Origin of the sequence: Bacteroides sp. 224, assembly GCF_010500995.1 — a bacterium.
In the GTDB taxonomy this organism is placed as follows: domain Bacteria; phylum Bacteroidota; class Bacteroidia; order Bacteroidales; family Bacteroidaceae; genus Bacteroides.
Window position 1 is genome coordinate 180481 of record NZ_QVMK01000002.1, and the last position, 25071, is coordinate 205551.

16 protein-coding genes are annotated in these 25071 nt (G+C 40.3%); 4 read left to right on the plus strand and 12 right to left on the minus strand.

Going from position 1 to position 25071, the window contains the following annotated elements:
* Positions 1-49: 49 nt before the first annotated feature.
* From D0T60_RS02170 to D0T60_RS02195, 6 genes are all read right to left on the minus strand, one after another.
* On the minus strand, positions 50-3427 hold the full coding sequence (locus tag D0T60_RS02170) for an MGH1-like glycoside hydrolase domain-containing protein (protein WP_239059479.1): 3378 nt from the start codon (positions 3425-3427) through the stop codon (positions 50-52).
* Between the two features lie 20 nt (positions 3428-3447).
* The gene (locus D0T60_RS02175; protein ID WP_163216503.1) at positions 3448-4401 is read right to left on the minus strand and encodes a glycoside hydrolase family 43 protein; all 954 of its coding nucleotides are present in this window, start codon (positions 4399-4401) and stop codon (positions 3448-3450) included.
* A 103-nt stretch (positions 4402-4504) separates the two neighbouring features.
* Positions 4505-5167 carry a DUF3826 domain-containing protein gene (locus tag D0T60_RS02180; protein ID WP_163216504.1) on the minus strand — a complete coding sequence of 221 codons (663 nt, stop codon included), beginning with the start codon at positions 5165-5167 and terminating at the stop codon, positions 4505-4507.
* Between the two features lie 126 nt (positions 5168-5293).
* Positions 5294-6979, minus strand: a complete 1686-nt coding sequence (locus D0T60_RS02185; protein WP_163216505.1) for a polysaccharide lyase — start codon at positions 6977-6979, stop codon at positions 5294-5296.
* Between the two features lie 411 nt (positions 6980-7390).
* Positions 7391-8443, minus strand: a complete 1053-nt coding sequence (locus tag D0T60_RS02190) for an endonuclease/exonuclease/phosphatase family protein (RefSeq protein WP_163216506.1) — start codon at positions 8441-8443, stop codon at positions 7391-7393.
* Positions 8444-8492: 49 nt separating this feature from the next.
* Positions 8493-8936 (minus strand): HU family DNA-binding protein, encoded by a 444-nt coding sequence (locus tag D0T60_RS02195; protein ID WP_163216507.1) that lies wholly within the window; start codon positions 8934-8936, stop codon positions 8493-8495.
* A gap of 201 nt (positions 8937-9137) precedes the next feature.
* On the opposite strand from D0T60_RS02195, the gene D0T60_RS18910 reads away from it, so the two are divergent.
* Entirely contained in the window at positions 9138-9272 is a 135-nt protein-coding gene (locus D0T60_RS18910) for a hypothetical protein (protein ID WP_255491552.1), read from the plus strand.
* 57 nt (positions 9273-9329) lie between these two features.
* Here the strand turns inward: D0T60_RS18910 and D0T60_RS02200 are convergent, their stop codons facing one another.
* The 3 genes from D0T60_RS02200 to D0T60_RS02210 are packed head-to-tail and all read right to left on the minus strand — an operon-like array spanning position 9330 to position 16430.
* The gene (locus tag D0T60_RS02200; protein ID WP_163216508.1) at positions 9330-11633 is read right to left on the minus strand and encodes a RagB/SusD family nutrient uptake outer membrane protein; all 2304 of its coding nucleotides are present in this window, start codon (positions 11631-11633) and stop codon (positions 9330-9332) included.
* Positions 11634-11649: 16 nt separating this feature from the next.
* Entirely contained in the window at positions 11650-14982 is a 3333-nt protein-coding gene (locus D0T60_RS02205) for a TonB-dependent receptor (RefSeq protein WP_163216509.1), read from the minus strand.
* Positions 14983-15023: 41 nt separating this feature from the next.
* Entirely contained in the window at positions 15024-16430 is a 1407-nt protein-coding gene (locus D0T60_RS02210) for a DUF4992 family lipoprotein (protein ID WP_163216510.1), read from the minus strand.
* A gap of 737 nt (positions 16431-17167) precedes the next feature.
* Here D0T60_RS02210 and D0T60_RS02215 point away from each other — a divergent pair.
* Genes D0T60_RS02215 through D0T60_RS02225 form a run of 3 tightly spaced genes read left to right on the plus strand, consistent with a single transcriptional unit; the run spans position 17168 to position 21555 of the window.
* Positions 17168-20644, plus strand: a complete 3477-nt coding sequence (locus tag D0T60_RS02215) for a SusC/RagA family TonB-linked outer membrane protein (protein WP_163216511.1) — start codon at positions 17168-17170, stop codon at positions 20642-20644.
* A gap of 22 nt (positions 20645-20666) precedes the next feature.
* Positions 20667-21095, plus strand: coding sequence for a hypothetical protein (locus D0T60_RS02220; RefSeq protein ID WP_163216512.1), 429 nt, complete (start codon positions 20667-20669; stop codon positions 21093-21095).
* A complete protein-coding gene (locus tag D0T60_RS02225) occupies positions 21019-21555 on the plus strand; it encodes a recombinase family protein (RefSeq protein WP_163216513.1) in 537 nt (178 codons plus the stop codon). Before D0T60_RS02220 ends, D0T60_RS02225 begins: the two co-directional genes overlap by 77 nt.
* Before the next feature lie 6 nt (positions 21556-21561).
* On the opposite strand, the gene D0T60_RS02230 is transcribed toward D0T60_RS02225, so the two are convergent.
* The 3 genes from D0T60_RS02230 to D0T60_RS02240 form a co-directional block, all read right to left on the minus strand.
* Entirely contained in the window at positions 21562-22455 is an 894-nt protein-coding gene (locus tag D0T60_RS02230; protein ID WP_163216514.1) for a sugar phosphate isomerase/epimerase family protein, read from the minus strand.
* 306 nt (positions 22456-22761) lie between these two features.
* Positions 22762-24417 carry an AMP-binding protein gene (locus tag D0T60_RS02235; protein WP_163216515.1) on the minus strand — a complete coding sequence of 552 codons (1656 nt, stop codon included), beginning with the start codon at positions 24415-24417 and terminating at the stop codon, positions 22762-22764.
* Between the two features lie 21 nt (positions 24418-24438).
* On the minus strand, positions 24439-24993 hold the full coding sequence (locus D0T60_RS02240; protein ID WP_163216516.1) for a helix-turn-helix domain-containing protein: 555 nt from the start codon (positions 24991-24993) through the stop codon (positions 24439-24441).
* Between the last annotated feature and the right edge of the window lie 78 nt (positions 24994-25071).

Sequence of the window (25071 nt, forward strand, 5' to 3'; positions counted from 1 at the left end):
AATAAAAAAACGATAGCTTATATGCTTTTTTTGCAATCCATCTGCAAATTTAAGGGCAAAATGACTCACACACCAATTTAGAAAGCCTTTCGGCATGCCCCACTTCCCTACCATCTACATACACACGCAATCCTTTACCGCGATAATAGCGGGTGCCGTCTTTATCCCAAAGGATGGTGATGTTATGTCCGTGATACAGAACATTATCCAAACAGAACCAATCCCATTTTCCTTCGGGGATAAGCGGATTAACTTCCAACGCATTATCCATACGCGGACGAAGACCTACCAATCCTGTTATAATCAAATCATTAAAGGTAGAATGATTATAGTAGCGCGATCTTTCCTGATCTCCTTTCAGCCAGTATCCGGTTACTTCATCTAAGTACTCACCGATATAAGGACGACCGCGGTGATATTGCGATTCTACATAAAGCTCCATCTGACGGAAATAAACACTGTCAGTCAGCACGGTTTGCGGATAGTTGTTCATAAAATTAGCCATGGCTGTTAGGGTTTGAGCAGAGGCAAAAGGCCAGATAGCCCCGTCCCACTCGCACTTGCCTACGCCACGGGTACGGAATTCGGGGTGACGACGTTCTGCGGTAGTCAAACCGTAGGGAGCAGAAAAGCCGCCTTCTTCCATGATTTGTTTCCAGGCTGCATCGTATTTGCCGGCATCGGGAAGATTAAAATACCAGGGGATATAACCGATGGCTTCGCGCGCATTGGAAAATGAATCGGTACGCATGGTTTCGAAAAACTCGCGGGGTGCATTCCACAAACGTTCTTCTATATGGTGTTTCAGGGTATCGGCTTTCATGCTGTAAGTCATAGCCATGCCTTCATCGCCTGATAATACACCTATTTTATATAAAGCTTTGGCATTTCCATACATGTAGCTGTTGATGGTGGGGCGGGCGTACTTCTTGCGTCTTCCTCCGCTGATGGATTCTTCCATACCATCTTGTACATCGCCTTGCCAGTAGAGTCCGTTTGGTAAGCGGTGTGTACTTTCCCAACGCAGGTACTCTGCTTCCAAATCATTCTTCATATCTAAAAGGAAATCTTTGTTTCCGTCTACCAGGTAGCGGTTGAGTATAGCATCGACATTCCAGGAACTGAAGTTCATCATTTTAGCCATCGGCTTGCCTTCATTGCCGCGATACCAAGTGCGAATAATCTGATCCAGATAATCGCGATTACGCAACCAACGGCTTTCATAAATATGATGCCCGATGGCACAGGCTATCAGGTTGTATTTATCTGCATAAGAACGGTTTACCAGAAACTCTGTCATTCCATAACCTACAGGTGTATGCTTTATATGCTTGCGCAGATTCCACCAGCGATAATAATACATTTCTTCGAAGTTCTGTTGCGGACATTCAAACAACGGAATGTTTTGCTCCATCCAGGCCGAAGATTCAGAATTAGGGATAGCCTGAATAATGTTTTCATCTTCCATCCGGTTGAAATAATCGGCATAGTGAGCAAAGTCTGCATATCTCAATACGGCGGCAGTAGCGTCTTTATCGGCCGAAGAAGATTTGAAATTGGTGAGGCGATACCAGCTTTCCGGGTCTTGCTCTCCTGCATTTTCCAAATCGTAATCAGGATCGGTAGGGGTTTCGGGTGTAGGAAAGTCGCGTACCTCTCCTGTGCGGAACACTACTCGTTCAATGGATTGCACGGGGGCATATAGCATACGCAAGCCTACTTTCTTTCCATCGGCATACACGGTGATGTTGCGATTCTCTACGGAGATTACAGCTTCTATGTGGTAAGTTTTGCCTGGTTCATAGCTCATCATATTAGAACTACGGTAGCCGTACTTGGCTTTTAAATAGCCATCGGGGGCAAACTCCAAATGGGAGCAGGCAATGCTGTTTGCATCTACAAACTCAATTTGAAGGGTACCTTTATCGTTCTGCCCTGTCATGATGTCGAAAGCAAAAGTAAGATCGCGGGTAGCAGGAATCTTACGTTCTACCTTGGCATAGTCGAAGGGGTCTTTATCTCGCAGTGTCAGCCAGTTCTTACCATTTTCCTTTTCTAAGGAGACGGGTGCCCATAGCGGAGAATAAATATTCCATTCGCTCATCTCGGCCAGACTGTTATAAGCTGATAAATCATCTTCTACATGAGAAGTAGCTTCCAACTTTACAGGAACCGGCACATGGGCTACCCACATATCTTCTTTGTTGACACTGTAGGTAAGCCATAAATCGTTATCGGGAGGTGTTCCGTTTCCTTCGAGAATACCGCGCACGTATTGAGGACCATAAGATTTATAGTTTCCACCGTAGCGCATAGATGTGATTTCGCCGTGAATAAGATTCAGGGTGGTATATTCCAATCCGTCTTTACTTAAAGAGATACCCAACGGCCAACGAAACTCGGAAGGGTTGTATACGGTGGCATACATGCCGTCGCTTAATCGTTGTCCCCAGATTTTGGCATTGCTGTTCACAAATCCTTTGGCACGGAGAACGGGTTCTGCCCAAGTGCGACCGCCATCTTCGCTAATGGAAGTAAGTGCGTGTTTCCAAAGGCCGGCAATGCGTCCGTCGGGAAGTGTATAATAAGAAAAGGCTCTGTATTCTTTATGTAGAGGAATCAGAGGATCATTGCGGTCGGCTTCTTCTACCCATTGCATCATGTAGAGGGGATTACTCATGATCTCTTCGCAAGCCTTTTTCAATGCTTTATCTTTGCTTTTTTTGTAGTAGGGATAAATTGCATCTTTTTCTTTCATGCCATGATTGAAATAGATGAAATGGATAGGACCGTAAGTGCCATCGGCTTTAATCTCACGAATTACCCGGCCGATACCGTTCCCGTCATTGGGGGAATCTTTTTTATCATAAGCTACGCCGTAAGCTCCCATAGTATAAAGTTTACCTGCTTTAGATATATAGAAGCCAACACGTTGGTGAGCAATGGCTATCAGATCTTTTGCTTTATCCTCTCTGCCTGGTTTGGTAAAGCCATCGGGCACTTTATAAGGAGGGAATATAATATCGGGATTCGACCAGTTATATCCATCCTTCGAAGTCATTAACAAGGTTTGTGAAGGAGGTATGTGTTCATCGGCTACATCCGAAAGGTATTGCATATAGAAAGTTCCATTCCAATAGGCAAGCATGGGTTGGTGATTGTAAGTCCACCCTCCCCCATTGGAAGGATCGGGGTGCTGACGGTTGGCTCGCATCACTTGGATATTGTGAACGCCTATGACGGGAGATAACTGCCCGTCGTGGTAGCGGGGGTTGGAAAGTTGGGTTCCGGTATAGTGCAGCCTCTCCCCAGACAGCCTCTCCCCGACCCTCTCCGAAGGAGAGGGAGCTAAACCTTGCGGAATAAGACCAAAAAGAGTATTAAATGTGAATAGTTGAATCAAAAAAAGAAAGATATATTTTTTCATTGTAATTGCATTATAATTAATTAGTCCGCATGGTTACTCCCCTCTCCTTTGGAGAGGGTTGGGGAGAGGCTGTCTATAACCTTTTTTGATGCTTTAAATATAGTACCATGCTTATGCAACTTAGGAACAGAAATCTCTTTCGTTGCACTTGTAAAATTAATAAAGTCTTTTGTCTTTACCGCATCGTACACTTTCTCGCGGTAGGCATCAAAATAGATATAATACTCATCGCCTAATTTAACGACTGAGGGACCTTCTACAAACTCCTCCGTAAAAGGTTCCGATGCTTCGGAATAGGGTCCAATCGGTGTTTTCCCGAAAGCGACTTTCAGGTTACGATTGGGGCGTGTATTGTCTTTATGCACCAATACATAATCTTCTTTTGCTCTTTTTACAATCACGGCATCAATCACACTGAATCCCGGATCGTAGAATAACTTCGTTTCGGATATTGTTTTAAAATCTTTGGTGGTGAGGTAATACAAGCGATGGTTGTTTTTTTCGTCTTCTATTCCTCTTTCAAAACGCCCGGGAACGCAAGAAGCCCATACTACGATAAATTCTTCTTTCTCGTCATCATAATATATTTCGGGAGCCCAGGTGTTCACGGTAGTCGGTTCGTGCTTCATGGCGGGGATGAATTGTTGTTCCGACCAGTTTTTTAAGTCTTTGGTATTGGCGTATCCAAAACCTAAATCTCCGTTCCAACTCGATGTCCAGACCAAATGGAAAGTTCCATCGGGAGTACGTACCATAGAAGGGTCACGCATAATCTTATGTGAACCGAGTTCCGGTTTTAGCCATATACCCGGGATGCTATCCCAATGTAAACCATCCTCACTGTATAAGAAACGCAGTCCTTCGTCGGCAGGCTCATGAAAGGAAGTAAACACATAATATTCTTTCTCCGCCGATTTACATGAAGCCAAAACGATCAGAAAAAGCAGCCCCAGTAATTTTAATGATTCCTTCATATCGAGTTTTATATTATTATATAGTACAAGACGCAAAAACAGCCCTGTTGTACTCAACAAGGGCTATTTAAGGAATATAGAAAAAAAAGAATGCTATAAGCAATTATTTTTTCTTTTTAGCATCTTCTATACGCTTATACCAGCCTTCTCTTTCTTTCACGAGGTCGTAGCCTCTTTTAGAGAGGTAGTTGTTGATGCGTCCTTTGTATTTGCCGAATGCTTCGTGTTTCTTATTCGAATTTTCGGCATCCATGGCAAATTCGCGAGCTTCTACCAACCAGGCGTAGATTTGTGCTTTCTCTTCTTCGGTTAGTGTAGGAATCATTTCCAATGTAGCGGTGTAAGTTACATCTACTACACCATACGTCATTCCGTCTTTTACAGCTTCTACCTGTTTTTCATTCAGATAGAGTGACAAGGCAGCCGGGAAAGCAAAATGAGAGCGATAAAGTGCCGCGTCTTTCTCATGGTCGGCAGCTTTCAATGCTTCGCTTTTGGCTTCGCCTTCCAAAGAAGATTCTTTGATTTTCTTCACTTTACTATCGCGGGCTTCATAGATATCGTTTAGTTCGAAATAACGATTGGCTATGATGTTGCGTACATTTTCGGTAACGTTCTGATCGGTAATCCCTAATTTATCTACAATCTTTTGCGAACGGTTTACGATAGATTCTACATATTGGGGATCACGATTTTCTTTATTCAATTCTATGGCAAATAGAGATAGAGAGAAGAATAGAAGGAAAATGGTTATGGTTGTTTTCATTTTATATATTTTTTATTGAACCGCAGATTAACGCAGATTTTCGCAGATTATTATTTTACTAAAAATGATATTCACTCTGCGAAAATCTGCGTTAATCTGTGGTTCAAAATATAATTAAAGCGATAATTACATCAATTTACCCTTTTCAGCCAATGTATCCTGATTGTTTTTCAGGTCTGTCCAGTCTGTTTTCTTTTTGGTGCTGATACCGTTGATATATTTTTCAATATTGGTATAGCCATCGCCTGTACAATCCTGGTTGGCATCCGAAGGATCATTAGGGTTCAGTCCGTTGGCTATTTCCCATTTGTCGGGCATGCCATCTCCATCTGTGTCTACATAAGGAGTTCCTTTATATTCGGGATAGCCACCTACCTGAGCGATATCGGTGATGATACCTTTCTCGTAAGAGTTGGCAGGTAAACGGCGGTGTTTAAATTGATAGAATGATTCAGGATCCAGTCCTTTTACATAATACGCTTTGCCTGTTTTTACTTCTTTCAATACACGTTCGTCTACGATATCTCTTTTAGGAAGGGTTGCTCCTACATTCTTCAATACATAGTTGTAGGCTTCTTTGGCCGACATAATAGTCAGGTGAGGCATAGGGAAAGGTTCATTCCATTTCATGTTATCGGTGTACTGACCCGTGTTAGGTAGACTTTCTACCTGCACTCCACCGTTCCAGTTGTCTTTGGTTACGGCTTCGTTTCCTTCTAAGATATTTCCGTTACAATACACGCGACCGTACACTTTGTAGCCCAGTTTGCTACGTCCCGATTCGGGTTTCACCAAACGATGCCCTACCTGAGATTTCGGAGTCAGCGGACCGGGTTTATAGTAGTTATTTACAATATTATAAAGAGCTGTATAGTCACCACCATCTACTGATCGGTGTACCCAGTTATACAACACATTGTTTACAAAGTTGAATACGCCATTCCAACCGATAGACGGATTACGTCCTGCATTGCTGGCCCACAAGTTGCGCATGAAAGAGCAGTTTTCGCCTCCCAGCGTACTTCCGAATGCATGATTGTAAGTGTCGAGTGCCTGCGCAGAAATGGTATTTTGTATGGTTACATTTACTGTAGGGAGTTTCAGTTCTTTGCTTCCGTCGCCCGGATCGAACATGTGGCGATAGAATGAGATATTTTCATCCAATCCCCAACTGGTTGAACAGTGGTCGATCATGATATTACCTACGGGGTTTCCTCCGAAAGCATCGTCACGACGACCCACGTTGGTTTCTCCTCTGCGGAAACGCATGTGGCGTACTACTACATCGTGTGTATTTACCCAGAATGATTCGCCTGCAATACAAACACCATCTCCGGGAGCAGTTTGTCCGGCAATAGTGATATAAGGAGCACGTACAATGATTGGCGTTTCCAGTTTAATAATACCCGCCACGTTGAATACAACAATACGGGCACCTCCTGTTTCGCAAGCTTCGCGGAAGGAACCGGGACCACGGTCGTTGAGGTTTGTTACAGTAATAACTTTGCCACCACGACCGCCAATGCTATACATACCTCCCCCTTCGGCACCCGGGAAAGCAGGTATATTTGCCTGAGGAAGATCGGTAGGACGCGCTGCCCAGGGAATGTAGGGGCGCCCTTCTTTGGCTTGTTGTTCAATAATAGGCAGTGCCTTTTGCCAGGCTTCTTCGGAACGACGATATTCTTCGTCCATTCTGGCTTTTACAGCTGCTTTTACTTCGGGTGGTTCTTGAGGATACTGTGCTTTCAACACAGAAAAAGGAACAGTCAAGAGAATGGCTAAAATTCCTGTAAATAGTTTCTTATTCATTACCTTAAAAATTAAATTCTTTCTCTGGAAAGACGGCATGGGGCTTTTATTGTAATCAGTAGTTTACAAAATAAAGATAATATTCGCAAATATTCACAAGATTACATATTAGTAGCTAATAATGAACGGATGAACGCGGAATATATATTTTCGTCCTTATGTCGCAAGAAAAAAAATAATTCCGCGTGTTTCTGCTCATTCCGCGTTTTCCGCGTATCTATTTTCTTTTGAGTTATATTGAACCGCAGAGTTACGCAGATTAACACAGAGTATCAAGTTTTAGTTCTATGCAGCATTGTATTAAAAACTCTGTGTTAATCTGCGTAACTCTGCGGTTCAAATTCAATCATTTCCGAACCTATATAAACTAATTATGAACATTTACTTATTTGTAAAGCTTATACAAACTTATTATTGCTTTTTATTCTTCTTTATAACAAACGTCGCCAGATTCGCTTTATGATCGGTAGGCCAGATGCCCGTAGGAACTATAAAAGGATCTGAAGCATCTTTCTCCTGCACTTTTCCGAAGCGAATGGTTTCCTGAGGTCCTACTATCACTGCCTGTTTCAACTTCCAGGAGGGATTGGGGTAGTAGTAGATAAAATCAATCCGATCTCTTTCATCGGCTTCGGGTGCCCAGGTCAGCTTAGCAGTTTCAGCAGACGGATTGGCTGACGGGTAGGTTATTCCGGGGTATTTTACAGCATCGGGGTACAATTCCCGATAGGTATCTTTCATTCCCATTTGGGTGAGCATCAGCGAACAATCCCAATTAATGATCATTCCATTATGATCTCTCAGGTCTTTGGTATCGGCTTGCCAATCGAGATGGGATGGCTCGTTGAAATCGCCTCCCAATAAAACCAGGTTACCTTTCTCTATTTCTTGTTTTGCATCTTCGATGAAGGCAGTAATAGTTTCATTTCGTTCCGACATTCGGTTGGCACGGAGTATAGAATCGGCATCCAATACTGGCGCATCAAGTTTCTTCCAGGTGGTTCCACTATAGCCACGAGGCAAGTAACATTCGTAGTGTTTATAATCTAAATGAGATGAGTAAGCTATGATGGTTTTTCCGCCGACGGTAATGCGAGATTTTATCATAAACCCTTGCACTTTGGAGGGGCAACACTTGATATTTTCCTCTATCTTATATTTTGAAATGAGCCCTGCACTTTCATGAGACACCTCACCGTAGTATGTTTTGTTTAGCGCCTTCAGGCTATCCAGCAATTGGGGGATGAAGTTTGTGTTCCCCCCGCGCACTTCGCTCAGCAGCACAATATCCGGGTCGGTTTGGTTTATGATGCTCACTAAACCCGAAAAGGCATCGGGAACGGCGGTAGCTTGGTGCCAGGCGTTGATTTGAAGGACTTTGAGGGTGAGGGGAGTTTTGGAGGTAGCGCAGCTACTAACGAAGAATGGCAACAATAAAAGCCAAAATAAATGTTTCTTTTTCATTGTTTATTTGTATGTATTAATGGTATTGATGAGTTACTTATATCTATTTTCACTCTTCCTGTTCTTCTTTTTCCCAATATTCTTTGGGCAAATAATCTTTAAATGGCACTTTGAAATATCCGCTCTCCCGTATTCTACCTGCCATCTTACGATTCGCCATAAAATACACACGCGATAGCTTTACTTCTTCGGGAGTTACCTGAGACGGATGTTCAAAGCCATTGCTGGTAAGTGCCGTTTTAAACGTACCCAGTTTTTTAAGGTTTACAGTAAAGCCATAACTCAGAAAGAATTCAAGTGCTTCGGCTATTTCAGTCAAAATTCCTTCTATTACACCGGGACTAAAGCCTGTTCTTTGGGATATGCGTCTCACAAATTCTTCGTCCGTAATTCCGCCTCTTTCTTGCATGGTTTTTGCTATGGCATACCACAATTCTTTGTCTTCGCCACCTGTTCTATCCAGTTTCTTTCGTACCACATAAGGAATTGCCATATTTTGCTGATTTATGTTTTAACTTAATAAAAAGTATTATTTGTTTTGCCGAGAGCTGCATGTATTAGACCCGGGTCTAATTCGTTTTTTAATCCGGGTTTAACGCAGTGTTAGATCTGGGTCTAAGACATATTACTTTGGCAAAGATACATTTATATATTAAGCAAAGCAAGAAGGGAGGTTGGAAGAGGTTAGGTGGTAATGCAGTTTACACCTGAGTTTGCTATGGCTAAAGGGGTAGGAAGGACGCGCTCGCAGTTTAAAAATGTAGAATATGTATTGTGGGGCGGAAAAGGCTCCGGAAGTGGGGATGAGTTTATTGATCCATCGGTGTAATGATCTATCTGTAAATAAAAATAAGGGCTTCCCGAAATGAGAAGCCCAATTTTTATCTTATCTACTATATCCTGTATCCGTATCTACCGGAATCTTAGCCGGATCTTCTTCCAATGGATCAAAGATTCCATTACCACCATGAGCAGTATCTTCCCAACCTATGTTCTGATATAAAGTCGGGTTATTAATCATGGCACTGTTACCTAATCCCATTATATAGAAATTAGGCTGCCAGAAAATAGATATTTTACTTTCATTCCCTTCTCCATCTCTATCTTTACGCTCGAAATAAGTTTCATAAAACGCTTTAAGCTGTTGCTCGCCTTGATTATTATTTTTCTCTCTATCAAGCAAGTTCAATCCTGCATATACTTTATTGCGATCAATCTCTGCCAAAATAGGATCTGACTTAAAGTCTTCGCCGGAAGCTTTATTTTTTGCATAGATCTCAATATAATGATATTTCGCCCGTCCATTTGTGGGAGTTAAACCTAAGTACGCACAAGTATTACCTCCCCAACCTGTCAGTTTAAAATTAGCTCCCAAATACTCATGACCTACACCACCATCAAATAATAACCAACGACGCATGTCTTCAAAACGTTTACCTTCGTATGCCAACTCAATCTGGCGTTCGTATAAGATGGCTGCTATTAATCTTCCATCTGTCATACCTGCTTCCAATCCATAATTGGTTGCTTCATATTTGCTGTCATAAACACGAGAACGGATCATTTTAAGAGCTTCAAACGCTTCAACATTCTTGTTGATAGCGGCAGCAGCTTCGGCATAATTCAATAAAACTTCGGCATAACGCATTTCCATATAAGGAAGAGCACAACGCGAAAATCCTTTTCCATCAGCATCGGTTTTAACATGTGCATAAATATAAGTTGTATTACCATTTAGCTGAAGATCATCCGAGCGTTTACGGATGTAGACTGAAGATCTACCGCTTAAAGAACCTAATCCATCAGCTCCATAACCGGACTTATGAGGATCAGTCATATTAGCTTCATTCGCATAAAAAGCATAGCTCCATAGCACATATTCACCACCATTATAGGGGTATTCGCTACGCATGGTAACACCACTATTAAAAGTCACATCATTATTGGCTGCTGTAGTCAGGTTATCTTTTGTCTGGCCTTTATAAAACCATCTTACTCCCGGAAAAGCAAAGGTACGATAGAAACGCGGATCACGATTCATAAAGAAAGAGAGTTTATCATATTCATGCTCTGATTCACCAGCTTTCTTTCCATCAGCCATTGGGAAAAGATCTACCATCTCAGCCGTTGGATGTTTTCCTCCACCGCCAAATGTATTCTTCGGACGATTGTCTTCCTCCCAACTATTCCATTTGATATTATTATTTGTTTTTTGTACGTTATTATACAAAGTAACAAACACAGCTTCATTCACACTTCCATCAGTTCCTTTGGTATTGAGAAACATCTTACCCCAATTGGCCGCACTTTCTTTTTGAGATCCTGCATTATCCTTAAATGCTAAACCATATCCACTATTGTTTAGTACTTTCAATGCACTGTCATTTGCAGCAAAAGCAGCCTCCCAGCGGGAAAGATCATTCTTCCGGTTCCATAAGGGGCTAGCCCAATGTAATAGAATACGACCTTTTACGGCTAATGCAGTTCCGGCAGTTACACGTCCCCAATCTTTTTCATCCTCCTCCCATTTAAGAGGTAAGAGTTTAGCTGCTTTATCCAAATCTCCACAAATAAAGTCAATACACTCTTTAGTAGAAGAACGTGGCACTACTAAGTCCAATCCTTCGCCATTTCCTACTAAAGCTGCTTGTACATGATCTATAATAGGCACTCCACCGTACCATTTTACCATTAAATAATAGCGCCATGCACGAAGGAAATGAGCTTGCCCAAGAAGGCCGTTATATTGCCATTCTTCCAAATTGTCTTTCCCGTACTTCTGCAAATTTTCTATAAATTCATTTATTTCGCGAACCTGACCATAAGGACTAATTTCTTTATTTTCTACGTAAAAATGGTCTTCGGTATCCGAATAAGTTAATGATTTGCTGCTATCCTCCCATTTAGATACTCCACCGTACTCTTCAGTAGTTTTAGCCCAATCATCTTCTGTACCTGTACTGATCATATTTGCATATCTTCCATTCCCTTCCTTTTGTCCGGGAAGCACCATATAGTAAAGATTATCAATACGCCCAACTGCTGTTATGTAATTAGAGTAAACGCTTACCTCATTATCTTTACCATATAGTTTCTTTTCTTCCAGAAAATCATCACTACATCCGATATTACATGCCGCTGTTGCACTCATCAGGGCAAGCATGCCCCATTTGATTATATTTTTTCTCATAATTCTTTTTCTTTAATTAGAATGATAGATTTACCCCTAACGTAATTTTGCGCAAGTTTGGATAATTTCCATAAGTACCTCCCCAACTGCTCCAAGCATCTTCAAAATGAGGACTTACAAAATTAACCACGTTCTGGCAAGTCAAATTTAATCGACAGCTTTCTACGCCTGCAACTCTCAGCCATTTTTTAGGTACTGTATATGCCAACGACAAATTGCGTATTGAAATAGTAGTACCATCCACTACCCAAAATGTAGAGGCATGGTTATTTATACCATCATATTGTAGATTCGGATATTTAGCATTTCTATTTTGTGCAGCTACAACATTACCTTTAGAATCTATTACATCTTCATATACATACATATCTTTCCAGAAATCGGGTATATTGGTGTATTCTAATTTAGTAGCACTTTTACGAATACCAGTTCCTGCCATTACTTTTCCACCCCAGCTTGCACCTAATTGCGCCTGAATACTGAAACTTTTAAAGCTTCCACCAAAGTTAAATGTCATTCCGTACGGATTATCTGAGCGATGAGAAATTTTAATTTTATCTTCGTCATCTTTCAAGCTAACTATGCCATCAGGGGTTGAATCATACTGTTTCTTTACCGGATCCCATTTACCTCCATTATCTTTATAAATCAACATACCCGGACGAACAGCCTCTTTTCCCATTCCCATGTAAGAAGTAATATTATATTTAGCAAAATATTCTTCAATTTGCTGATAATCACGGAACATACCAATACATTCATACCCCCAAAGTCCACGATCCTGACGTTTATTTGGTATAGGATCATTTACTCCTATTACCTCTTTTACCGCCATTAGTTTTACTTTATCGTCACTGTAACCAGTATTCAATTTCACCCAATAGGTAAAATCTTTGCCAATTTTATCTTTCCAACCTATACTTAATTCAACACCATATACATCTTTTTCTACAAAGTTTTCCGGTGTTGGTTGAAGCCCCACTGTCATTGGAAAGTATTTAGTACCTTGATGAGAACCAAAAATTTCACGTCCCATGTCATAATATCCATCCACATTTACAGAAAGACGACTATTCAGAAAGCGCATATCAAGACCAAAGTTTGTTTTATAGGTTTTATCCCAATGTGCATCCGGATTGGCGCCACCTTGTTCAATTGTTATACCCGAACTAAGATTATTCCCCATTGAATTTACACCAAATACAGCCCCATTTTCATTTACGGATCGGTTATAACGAGTTAACCACACAAATGGGTTAATATTATCACGTCCCAACATACCAAATGATCCTCTGATTTTCAAGAAATCAATTCCCAATTTTTCTTTATTAAACCAGCTTTCTTCAGAAATAATCCAGCCTGCAGATACCGAAGGGAATACTCCCCAATAATTTTTCGGAGCAAATTTGGTAGATGCATCCGAACGAATTAAGAATTCCAATAGGTATTTATCTGCATAAGAATAGTTTAAACGACCTATATAAGACAAACGACCAGATTCTGAACGTCCCCACGCAACTTCTTGTTTTCCTGTACCCGAATTAGATTGTCCATCTGTATAAGAAAGCGGACTTAAAACCAAACCATCCAGATATTCTGATTCACTCTCACCACGCTCAATAGAAAATAATCCGCTAACATCATGCAATCCAAACTGACGGGCATAAGTTGCAATAAAGTTCAACTGATAATTATCACCTCGGGTCATTTTCCGTGTAAGGTTATTACCATTATCCAAAACATATTCAGCAAAATTAGTGATAGAATAATCTAACTCTTCACCACTTGCAGTAAGTCCGGAGTAAAGATGTCCACCACTACCACCACGTTGCATCATACGATACACTGGTATTGAGGTTGCAACTTCATTATACTTAGTATTATCTACATTTTTCGAGTAAGCAGCTTTCAGTTTTAATCCTTTTAGTGGCTTAATCCATCCCATATCAACTTCAACAGACCCATTTAATGAGAACCCATTATTGTCATTTTTAGCATAATCAGGTGAATTTTGAATTGCATGAAAATTAAAGGAATAATCCTTAGCAATATCTTTGTTATCCTGATCCATTCCTTGATGTATTATAGGAAATCCATCAATTGTTTCCGGAACAAAACGTAAATGTTGCAATAGCAAGTTATAATCACCCGAATCTGAATTACCATATTTATTTTTCGGTTTTTTAGTTTCTCCATAATGTCCGGATACCTGCAAAGAAGTCTTAATCCATTTATTCAAATTTACATTTACACCCGCACGATAGTTCCAACGTTCATAATCAAGTTTCCCTAAATTTCCATCTTGTGTATTATAAGAAACACCAGCAAAATAAGTTGCTTTTTCTGTACCTCCATTAATATTAATGCTATGACGTTGCGTTAAAGCCGAACTCCATTCATTATCTAATAGATCATAATTCAGGCTTTTCATTGTTTCCAACTCATCTGCCTGGAAGATAGATTTTGCTAATATTTCCTCATTATCACCATTAGGAGTTCCTTTATACCCATTCCAAGTACGACCATAGTCGTAAGCACTCATCATTTTAGGTTTAAACAAAGCATCAGTAAAACCAAACTGTCCGGAATAAGATATTTGCGGAACACTCACTTTGCCTCTCTTAGTCTTTACCAAAATAACACCATAAGCACCTTGTGCACCATAAATAGCAGCAGAAGCATCTTTCAATACAGAAATACTTTCTACTTCGCTGGGGTCCAATGCATTAAAAGCTTCTTCAGTAGAGAAAAAATCATCTATTATGTAAAGAGGAGTATCATCTTGTGTAGAGAACTTTGCATTCACAGCTCCATTGTTTTTAGCAAGTTCAGAACTCTGACGAATGGTTAAGTGAGCAGCCGAACCTGGCTTATTTCCAGAGGAGCTTACATGTAAGCCACTAATCATACCAGCCAAAGCATCTCCCAGATTAGTTACTGCCAGGTCTTGAATATCTTTCATATCCAACACTTCAATAGAACCGGTAACATTTTTACCTTTCTGCGATCCGTAACCTACCACTACTACTTCATCCAGTTTTAAGTTGTCTTCCATTAAAATGATACGAGATGCTTTCCCCATATCAGAAACTATTTGAGTAATATATCCGATAAAACTTACTTTTAGTTTTCCTTTTTCGGGAACTTTAAGAGAGTATTTTCCATCAAAATCAGTGATGGTACCTGTAGAGGTCCCCTCTACCATAACACTTGCTCCGATGATGGCTTCTCCACTTTCGTCAACTACTGTTCCTGATATTGTTTGTATATTCTGAGCTGTTGCAGGTAATGCAATTAAAACAACTAGAATCATACATACATACAGTTTAAATATATTTTTATGTTTCATTTTCTTAGTATTAAAATTCATACTTCCTTGTTTCATCTCATTTACTCTAACCAACGTGGATCACCAATCTTGTTAGAGATAAGTTCCGAAGCAGTAACCTTAAAATTATTTTGGGCAGAATTAACAAAAGCCGGATCAACGCTAAAATGCGTGCCACTCTTATCTCCTTTAGAATCTGTAGTCTCTTCTGTTGGGAAAGCTCCATCATACCAATAAGCATTTTTTTCGCAAATTAATTTAGGGTTAGTATTATCCGCTACCAAGTCTTTTACCAATCGCTTATTTCCACAGTCTACAAATATATTTTTCCTAAGTTCAACTGTATATGAAGATTGACGCATCATATTATAGTTAGCTATTTTCTGAGCTGAGGATATATTATAGAAAGTACTATTTGTGAATAAGAGTTTAGACGACGTAACCCCTGATTTTGCAATACTTCCATTCCCATACTGAACTAGACGCTGAGAAGTACTCGCCCCTTTCTTATTATTTAAAGTAGAGTTTTTAATAGTAAAATCTTTTATATAAGCAGAACCAGAAAACTGTATAAAGGAAGAAGATAATGACATATCAAAAACACTGTTATTAATAGTCAAAACAGATACGAAATATTTTTTACTACTAGACGAATTTAATAAACGATATGTCATTCCAGAAAAATGGCATTCTTCTATTAAAACAGGTGAATTCGCAACATATTTATCATTCCCTTGTGTTGGTAACTCTGTTGCTGGATCTCCATAATTAATAAATTCTTTTGTTGTGCCAGACAAATCAAAATCTAGAAATTTTAATTTAAGTCCTGCTCCATTAGAAACAAACATAGCATTTGATGTTACTTTTATCTTTGCATGATTAAGTCTGCTTCCGCGAATAATAATACTCTTCGCTGCAAGATTCACATTCTTTGATAAAGTATATTCAGCCCCCCCTTCTAATTCAAAAGCGGCACCATCCTCAAATGAATTTTCCGCAAAATAAGTGCCCAAATCTGTACCAGATGGGATTATTGTGGCCTCAACTAATGTACTCCATTCTCTTTTTGTCTCTTCAAGAGCCTCGCGATTGTTGTTTTTTTCATTTCCAAGTGCCTTAACAACAGCAACATACTTAGTATCTTCTAAAATCTCTCTCTTGATGGAACAACCATCCACTATTTCTTTTTCTTTTCCTACAGGTACCAAATTGTTTGGATCGTCAGCAATATAGAATGACAATTCATACCCTCCTGCGCCACGTACTACTGGCCAAGAAATTATGACTTCTGTGCCCTCTGGATTCGCTGCAAACGCTATCTCCTCTGGTGATTCAAGCTGCGCATCCCTCACATCCGATTCAAAAGTCCAATCTTCATCATATCCCTGTGCACAGGAACTAAACAGAAATAAGGCGATTGCAACTATCCAACCCCCTGTCTTTCCAAGCAAGAATAAGTTCTTCTTCATAGATTAAATTTTAAATTAAACAAAATATTATTTTCTCTTTTTATATTCATTATCAAGCAATGATATTTACAACCAAACATCCCACCCTTGAAATTCAAATCAAACGTCCGATTGAAATAGAAGCAATTAACTTGCATTTATCATATCTCCTTCGCGGATAATCAATTTCTAAAAAACAAACAATCCATCCTTGATTTTTATTACTTTGAAATGCGTTTTTCTCATCGTTTTCTTTTTTAAAGTTCTACATGTGTTATTCATAAATCTTATAATAGGACGGGGATCCTTTTTATCTGTAATCACTTAAATCTAAAAAAAACAATATAAATATAAAGATTGGTTCTTTTCATGTTCGAAAGTTAGATATATTAAAGTTCTGCCGGCTAATTACAGAGAAGTAAACTTCACCAATTCATTCAATTAAGAAGAAAAAATCCCTAAAAGATAGTAATGTTAGGTTCTATGGATAAGCTTATTATTTATAGGAGATAATAAGATCATGACTCGACTTTTATTTATTTCAGGATATGCATCAATAAGAACATAATTATTATTACAAATCTAACAAGATAAAAAGATTTACACTTTCCTCTTTCCTCATCTCTTCAATCGGACGTTTAAACTATATACCCATAAAACAAAACGCATAAAACGACACCCTAAAGCACGAGCCTTATACGAGTAAAAACAATTAATAAATGAGAAAACCATATTTTGTTTAATTTAAAATTTGATCTATGAAGAAGAATTATTTATTCTTTCAGACGAGGATGCAAACAACAAGGTGGACAAAACTTTGTTGCTTAGGTCTTTTTCTGATAAGCACTTCAATGAATGCTTTTGCAGTACCTGAAAAAGAGGCTGTAGAAGTCGCCCAACAACAGACAAAGACCGTGAAAGGTTCGGTTGTTGACGAGTCCGGAGAACCGATTATCGGAGCAAATGTAAAAGCATTAGGCACCACATTGGGAACAATCACTGATTTTGACGGTAAATTCAACCTGTCTGTTCCTGCAAATCAGAAGATTGAGGTTTCATTTATTGGCTATACTACGCAGGTAGTTGCTATTCCGGCCAGTGGTGAAATTAAAGTTACACTAAAGGAAGATTCTAAACTTTTAGATGAAGTTGTAGTGGTTGGGTATGGTACTCAACGCGTTAAAGACTTAACCGGTGCAGCCAGTATGGTTAAGATGAATGAAATTGCTGATTTACCGGGTGCTTCTATTATTGATGCTTTGGCAGGTCAAATAGTTGGGCTTTCTGTGTCGCAAAGTACTGGGCGACCGGGAGCTATGGGTTCTTTCAAGGTACGCGAACCGGCTCCTGCCTTTGCAGATGGAGTTAGCTACGGGCCATTGATTGTAATTGATGATGTGGTTCAGGTAAACCATGATGGCGAACCGGACATGACAGCTTTCAATATGTTGGATCAATCCGAAATCGAAAGCATGACTGTATTAAAAGATGCTTCCGCAGCAGTATACGGATCGCGCTCTTCTCAGGGGGTTATTCTTATAAAGACTAAAAGAGGTTCGGTTGGAACACCTAAGATTTCATACTCTGCTAAATTAGACTTTTCTGATGCTGTGAGTCATGCAAAAACGATGAATGCTTACGAAACCGGGGTATTTACCAACAGAATGCTTAGGCAGTTTACAGCCGCCGGGGGTACAGACTATACTCCACATAGCTACTCGGAAGCAGAACTTAACACGATGAAAGGCTTAGATTACAATTGGTTGGATCGGGCATGGCAATCATCTGTTTCGCACCGCCATTCGTTAAGTGTAAATGGTGGTACCGACAAAGTCACTTATTTTGCAGGAGTTTCTTACCAAAAGCAAGGAAGCAATTTAGGTGATATTCAGGATTATGAGAAATGGACATTCCGTACAGGGGGAGAGCTTAAAGTTGCCGCAGGTTTAAAGCTGTCAGCATCTATTGCCGGATACAATGCCGAAAAAACGAGCCCCAATTATCAAGTTAAGATAGCCAAAGGACCATGGGGAAATCAATCGAATGAGAACGACTATTTGCAGTTGCGCCACATGCCTCGCCACATACCGATGGAGGTTACAACAGACGAGGGCACATTCTTTATGTCTCCATACATTGGTCCCCACCATGTATATGATTATAAAGATGATAATTCTGTCAGCGGTTATCCATTGTGGAACTTCTTTGCTAACGAAGCTTCGAAAGCAAGAAAGATAAACGAAGATAATGGATACAATGCTAATTTCTCATTAACATACGATGTACCTCATGTAAAAGGATTATCCTTAAAAGGTAGTTATTCTATTAGCTATGCAAATACATTCAGCAATGACATCGGAGACTACTATCAAGTAGCATTAGCCACCAATACAGCTACCGAAGGAAAGCATCTGGTGGGCGAACATTCCGAATGGGTATATCCACAATTCGGCCGGGTAACCGATGTAAATAGAGGCCCCGCTGTTATCTATAATAAGAGAACAACTAAAAGCGAGCAAATGAACTTCATGATTAATTATAATCGTTCATTCGGTCAGCACGATGTTGCACTTACCGGAGTAGTGGAAAGGGCCGAGAATGAAGGTAAAGAGATGCAAACAACATGGAGGTCGCCACTTGATTCTTTTAACGGAACAAGTGAATTTGCCGGAACAATACAGCCCGGTTCGTCCGACACTTATGTAAGGAAGTACGAGAGTGGTGCACTGTCTTATGTTGGAAGATTGAACTACAAATACGGCAATCGTTACTTAGCCCAGTTTATTATCCGGGCAGATGCTTCAACCAAATTTGCACCCGAAAACTACTGGGGCACATTCCCTACAGGTTCTTTAGGCTGGGTACTTTCTGAGGAGAAGTTCTTCCAGAACAGCAAAGTGGCTAAATACATCGACTTCTTAAAACTACGATATAGTTTAGGTAAAACCGGTAAAGACAATGTAAAAGCATGGTCATGGCTTTATGCCTTCAATACAAACTCGGAAAGTGGAGCACAGTTTGGACAAAACGCCGGACTACCGGGTGCAGGTGCCATGTTTAATGGAACAGCAAACAGAAAGATTAAATGGGACCAAACTATTAAGAGTAATTATGGTATCGACGTCAATGTATTGTCTAACCGATTAGGTTTAACCGTTGATTACTTTTACGATAAAACAACCGATATGTTAATGAAAATCCCGGAAGACCCTGCTTTAGTTTATATTGGCGCTGCTCTTCCTGCCCAAAATTATGGCGCAGTTGATTCTTGGGGATGGGAGTTCACTTTATCGTGGAATGATAAGATCAATCAGAACTTATTGCCTAAAATGGGACCCGTTAAATATAACATTTCGATGAACTATGGTATATCATGGTATAAGATTAAGAAAGGTGTGAAAGCTGATTTCGACTATCCATCCATAGTTAATGACATGAGTTCGTGGACCGGATATAGATCTCCTAATAGCCAATACGGATTCAAGACTTGGAATGGCACTTCACAAGGTGATGGTATTTTACGTAATCAGGCTGACATTGATAACTACTGGGCATATCTGGAGCAAAATGCAGTATCAGCAGGCGGAGAAGCCGGTGATGCCAGATACTTTGACAAAAGCAAAAAAGATATGCACGTAGGGATGCTTGCTTACCAAGATTTAGCAGGTAGCAACATCGACTACGACAATAAAACTATTCAAGGTCCCGACGGACGAATTGCACGAAGTGAAGACTATGCCAAATTAGCAAGTAATCGCCGTCATAACATCAACACCCGTTTAGGTGCGCAATGGGGAGACTTCAGTTGGTCGGCACAGCTTTCTACTTCTTGGGGAGGGTACAGTACCATTTATAGCGATGTAAAACAAGATATTAGCACAAGCTCTATGATCTGGTCGCAGTTTTCTTATATGAACGATATGTACGACCCTACAGACAATCCAAATGGTAAATACCCAAGTATGGCAGTTGATAATGCTTATGGAGAATATTCTAACTTCTGGACTGTTTCAACTTTCCGGTGCTATGTCAGAAATATGACCTTTAGTTATGCATTGCCGAAAGAGCTAACCCGAAAGATCAATATTGATAAATTACAGATTAATCTGACCGGTAACAACTTATGGGATTTTTATAATCCATATCCCAAAAAGTTTAGAAACATGTATGATAACGGTAATTCCGGTTATCCAACACTTAGAACATGGACATTAGGCGTTAACCTGACTTTCTAACATGAATGACAAATCAACGAATATGAAAAATAAAATATCCACCATATTATTAGGAGCGCTTCTGCTAAGCAGCACCTCCTGTAGCGATTCTTTCTTGGAAGACAAAAAAGACTATAGCATCTTGTCTTCACAAGATATATTCTCTGACCCTAAACAGGCAGAGGCAGTTTTTGCTGAGATTTACTACAAAATCCTGGGCACCTACGTAGCTCCGATACATGGAGCAGACCCTTTAATGAGGCACAATAACAACCAAGCCGGAAGAAACAGCTTCCTTACCGAAGAGCTCCCGGTAACAGCTCCTACCGGAAGCCAAATAAGTGCTCTCGGATTAGGTGATGCCAGGTATTTAAACGGAACCGGAAAAACTACTTATGCCGGTAATCATATTGCCGGTACCTTTTATTGGAATGGAGGTAGTGGCAGCAGCTTCGGGCACCAAATCGGCTAACGACAGGAAGTTAGGCTCTCTACTAAAGAGAATGAAGAAAGGCGACATTCTAATTATCTCCGAAATCTCTCGCCTCGGGCGTAACTTAATGGGCATCATGTCAACCCTCCACCTCTGCATGAACAAACAAGCCATCATCTACACCGTAAAAGAAAAATACGAGTTAGGCAACAATATAAACTCACATATATTGGCATTTGCCTTTGGTTTATCTGCACAAATCGAGCGAGATCTTATTTCGCAAAGAACCAAAGAAGGCTTAGCCCGCCGAAAAGCCGAAGGCGTTATATTAGGAAGGAAAAACGGTTCGAAAAACAAAAAGTACAGATTGGTTGATAAAGAAAAAGTAATCAAAGAGATGCTTCAGGAAGGCCAAACAAAAACAGCAATATGCCGCCGCCTTAAATGCCACATCGTAACATTAAACAAGCATCTGACCCGAATGAATGCAGAAGAGTAGCCTTAGCTAATTAAACACCTCCCTCAGATAAGCCACATTTGCACTAAAGTTACCTTTCACATTACGTACATCATTGGCATCGCGTGAGCGTTCTACTACCAGCCAGCCACTCCAGCCCATATCGTCTAAAGTCTCTTTAATCTTGCGCATATTCAAACGTTTATTGTTAGGAAGAGTCACACCGTCGGTATCTGTACAGTGAATCTGGCAGATTCTATCTTTGCCCAGCACACGAAGTTCTTTATAAACATCTCTGCCTGCCTCTAACGGATTCTGAAAATTAAAATAGATTTTTATTCCCGGGGAGTTTATTTCTTCCAGGAGTTCTACTTCGCCTTGAGCATCTAAAGAGGTTTCTATACCAACTGTCAAACTATCTTTGGCTGCCATATCACCTATGGTTCGAAGACGGCGCACCATTTCCGGTCGTATTTCGGGCTTCTTAATCAAGTCGCCTTCTGTGCCTAAAGGTAAGAAAGCTGTTTTTACTCCCATAGCCTTCATGGTTTGCAGGCAATCTTGTATTAAATCCCGGTAATTATCTCTGCCCACTAATGATTGGGCATAAAAGCCCGACATGGCAATGGAAGATAGCTCTATATCAAACTCGCTTGCTTTCTCTTTAAATAGAATCTGGAAATGGGGTTCGCGAAGTTTGTTATCAAAAGAATCTCGCTTTCCGAGTCCGCCCATATCCAATTCAAGACCATCGGCACCAATTTCGTGCGCCAACTGAAAAGCACCTATCTTCTGTCTTTTCAAGATCATCCAGTCGCATACGGCAAGTTTATATCTTTCGCCTTCCGGAATGGAATCGGCATTATTTTTCTTGTTTAGTCCACAAGAGGCCGTAGAGAGTAGGATTGTTAATAGAAACAGATAAGATAAGGAATATTTCATTTTAGCATGGTTTTTGATTGTTTATTGAAAGACGAAGTTCTCTTCATTCTGTAATCAATAATATGCTAAGTAAGTGTTCAGGGGGTTGAACCCACTTCGGGGTTCAGAGAAGAGAGAGTATCATCATCCCCGGGTTACGCTTCGCTCACCCGGGGTTATGCACATATTACCCCTATCGGGGTAAATGCTTGCTGTTTAATTAAAATGCAACCGCCATTTGAATCAAATGAAACTGGCATTCAAAGCAAATGCAACCGGCATTTTATAACGAGGCTACTGGCAGATGCCCGCCATAGATTACAGAGCTTACTTCTCGTCGTTCTGTCTAATCTCTACGCGGCGTATCTTACCACTAATCGTTTTAGGCAGTTCTTCAACAAATTCTATCACACGAGGGTACTTATAAGGAGCAGTTACTTTCTTCACATGGTTTTGCAGTTCCTTCACAAGTTCTTCTCCGGCGCGTTCTTTGTATTCTTTTGCCAATATAACAGTAGCTTTAACTATCTGACCGCGTATTTCATCGGGAACACCGGTAATAGCACATTCTACCACGGCAGGGTGAGTCATCAGGGCACTTTCCACTTCGAAAGGTCCGATACGGTAGCCCGAGCTCTTAATAACATCATCGGTACGCCCTACAAACCAGAAATAGCCGTCTTCATCTCGCCAGGCAACATCTCCGGTATAATAAATGCCATCATGCCAGGTTTCGTTAGTGCGCTGTTCATCGCGATAGTATTCTTTGAAAAGCCCTACCGATTTACCTTTGTCGGTACGCAACACAATTTGTCCTTGCTCACCGGCTTCTACTGAGCGACCTTCATAATCAATTAAGTCGACTTCATATTGAGGGTTGGGCATTCCCATACTTCCGGGTTTTGGCTCCATCCAAGGGAAAGTGGCAATGGTTAATGTAGTTTCTGTTTGTCCGAAACCTTCCATGAGTTTGATGCCTGTCAGTTTCAGGAAGTTCTCAAAAACAGAAGGATTCAAGGCTTCGCCTGCAATGGTACAATACTCCAAAGAAGAAAGATCGTACTTCGATAAATCTTCTCTAATCAAAAAACGGAAGATAGTAGGAGGCGCGCAAAGCGAAGTGATATGGTAGTCGTGAATCTTCTTTAAGATCTCTGCGGGCACAAACTTTTCATGATCATAAACAAACACGGTAGCTCCGGCAATCCATTGACCATACAGTTTTCCCCACACCGCTTTTCCCCAACCGGTATCGGCAATAGTCAGGTGAAGGCTATTCTCGTGAAGATTGTGCCAATAAGTGGCAGTAGTTATATGCCCTAACGGGTAAGTAAAATCATGAGCCACCATTTTAGGTTCTCCGGTAGTTCCCGAAGTAAAGTACATCAATGAGATATCATCATTTGTATTCGCATGTTCAGGACGCACAAAAGGAGCAGCATTTTCAATACCTTTGTGAAAGTCTTCGAAGCCTTCGGGTATATCGGGTCCAATGCTTACCACTTTCTTTATGCTGGGCGAATCCGGCATGGCATCCAGTATATGCTGTGTGATGATGTTTTCTCCGGCAGCCACAATCATCTTAATATCTGCGGCATTGCATCGATATACAATATCTTTCTTAGTCAGAAGGTGTGTAGCAGGAATTACCACTGCTCCTATTTTATGCAATGCAATAACGCTAAACCAAAATTCATAGCGACGTTTAAGAATCAACATCACCATGTCGCCACGACCAATACCTAAGCTTTGAAAGTAAGAAGCGGTCATATCCGAATACTTCTTTATATCACCAAATGTAAACTCGCGACATTCATCTTTATCGTTAGTCCAAAGCAATGCGCGCTTATTTGGTTCTTTGGCTGCCCATTCGTCTACAATATCATATCCAAAATTGAAGTTATCGGGTACCTGTATCTTTAAGTTCTTTTTGAAATCTTCTTGTGAAGTGAAGGTTGTTTGAGATAAAAATCTTTCTACCATTTTTATTTGTGGTTTTTAAGTTTAAAAGATTACTGCAAGAAAACGTACTTTCTCTCCGTTCAACGCTTTCATACCATGAGGTAGTTTTGAGTTAAAGTAAATGCTATCTCCTTCATTCAAAATCAACTCTTTCCCTGCTACACTAATGAGCATACTTCCTTCCAACACATAATTAAATTCCTGTCCGTTATGTGTATTATAATGTATAGGAGTATCATCTGCTTTAGGCTCCACAGTTACAATAAACGGATCGGCTTCACGTTTCATAAAGCCCGAAGCCAACGCTTGGTATTTATAAGCTTTGGTACGTTCTACAGAAATCCCTTTACCGGCACGCGTTACAAAATAGCTATTCATTTTAGGTTCCTCGTCGAACATGAGGGCATCCAATGCAATATTGTAAGTACGAGCTATCTTTTGTAACATACCCACAGAGATATCAGACTCTCCGGCTTCTGCTTTCTGATAGTCTTCAACTTTCACTTCTGCTTGTTTGGCAAACTCTTCTACCGACAGGTCGAGAGCTTCACGTAATCCGCGTAAACGCTCTGCTATTTGCTTAATCTGTTCATCCATTTAAGTTTATAGTTTTTAGTTTGTAGTTTTAAGTTTATTTCTACTACACTCTTCCTTTGGAGAGGGTTAGGGAGAGGC

Coding starts and splice junctions, on each gene's coding strand:
- D0T60_RS02170 (WP_239059479.1), bottom strand. CDS start 3,427: ATGAAAAAATATATCTTTCTTTTTTTGATTCAACTATTCACATTTAAT.
- D0T60_RS02175 (WP_163216503.1), bottom strand. CDS start 4,401: ATGAAGGAATCATTAAAATTACTGGGGCTGCTTTTTCTGATCGTTTTG.
- D0T60_RS02180 (WP_163216504.1), bottom strand. CDS start 5,167: ATGAAAACAACCATAACCATTTTCCTTCTATTCTTCTCTCTATCTCTA.
- D0T60_RS02185 (WP_163216505.1), bottom strand. CDS start 6,979: ATGAATAAGAAACTATTTACAGGAATTTTAGCCATTCTCTTGACTGTT.
- D0T60_RS02190 (WP_163216506.1), bottom strand. CDS start 8,443: ATGAAAAAGAAACATTTATTTTGGCTTTTATTGTTGCCATTCTTCGTT.
- D0T60_RS02195 (WP_163216507.1), bottom strand. CDS start 8,936: ATGGCAATTCCTTATGTGGTACGAAAGAAACTGGATAGAACAGGTGGC.
- D0T60_RS18910 (WP_255491552.1), top strand. CDS start 9,138: ATGCAGTTTACACCTGAGTTTGCTATGGCTAAAGGGGTAGGAAGGACG.
- D0T60_RS02200 (WP_163216508.1), bottom strand. CDS start 11,633: ATGAGAAAAAATATAATCAAATGGGGCATGCTTGCCCTGATGAGTGCA.
- D0T60_RS02205 (WP_163216509.1), bottom strand. CDS start 14,982: ATGAAACATAAAAATATATTTAAACTGTATGTATGTATGATTCTAGTT.
- D0T60_RS02210 (WP_163216510.1), bottom strand. CDS start 16,430: ATGAAGAAGAACTTATTCTTGCTTGGAAAGACAGGGGGTTGGATAGTT.
- D0T60_RS02215 (WP_163216511.1), top strand. CDS start 17,168: ATGAAGAAGAATTATTTATTCTTTCAGACGAGGATGCAAACAACAAGG.
- D0T60_RS02220 (WP_163216512.1), top strand. CDS start 20,667: ATGAAAAATAAAATATCCACCATATTATTAGGAGCGCTTCTGCTAAGC.
- D0T60_RS02225 (WP_163216513.1), top strand. CDS start 21,019: ATGCCGGTAATCATATTGCCGGTACCTTTTATTGGAATGGAGGTAGTG.
- D0T60_RS02230 (WP_163216514.1), bottom strand. CDS start 22,455: ATGAAATATTCCTTATCTTATCTGTTTCTATTAACAATCCTACTCTCT.
- D0T60_RS02235 (WP_163216515.1), bottom strand. CDS start 24,417: ATGGTAGAAAGATTTTTATCTCAAACAACCTTCACTTCACAAGAAGAT.
- D0T60_RS02240 (WP_163216516.1), bottom strand. CDS start 24,993: ATGGATGAACAGATTAAGCAAATAGCAGAGCGTTTACGCGGATTACGT.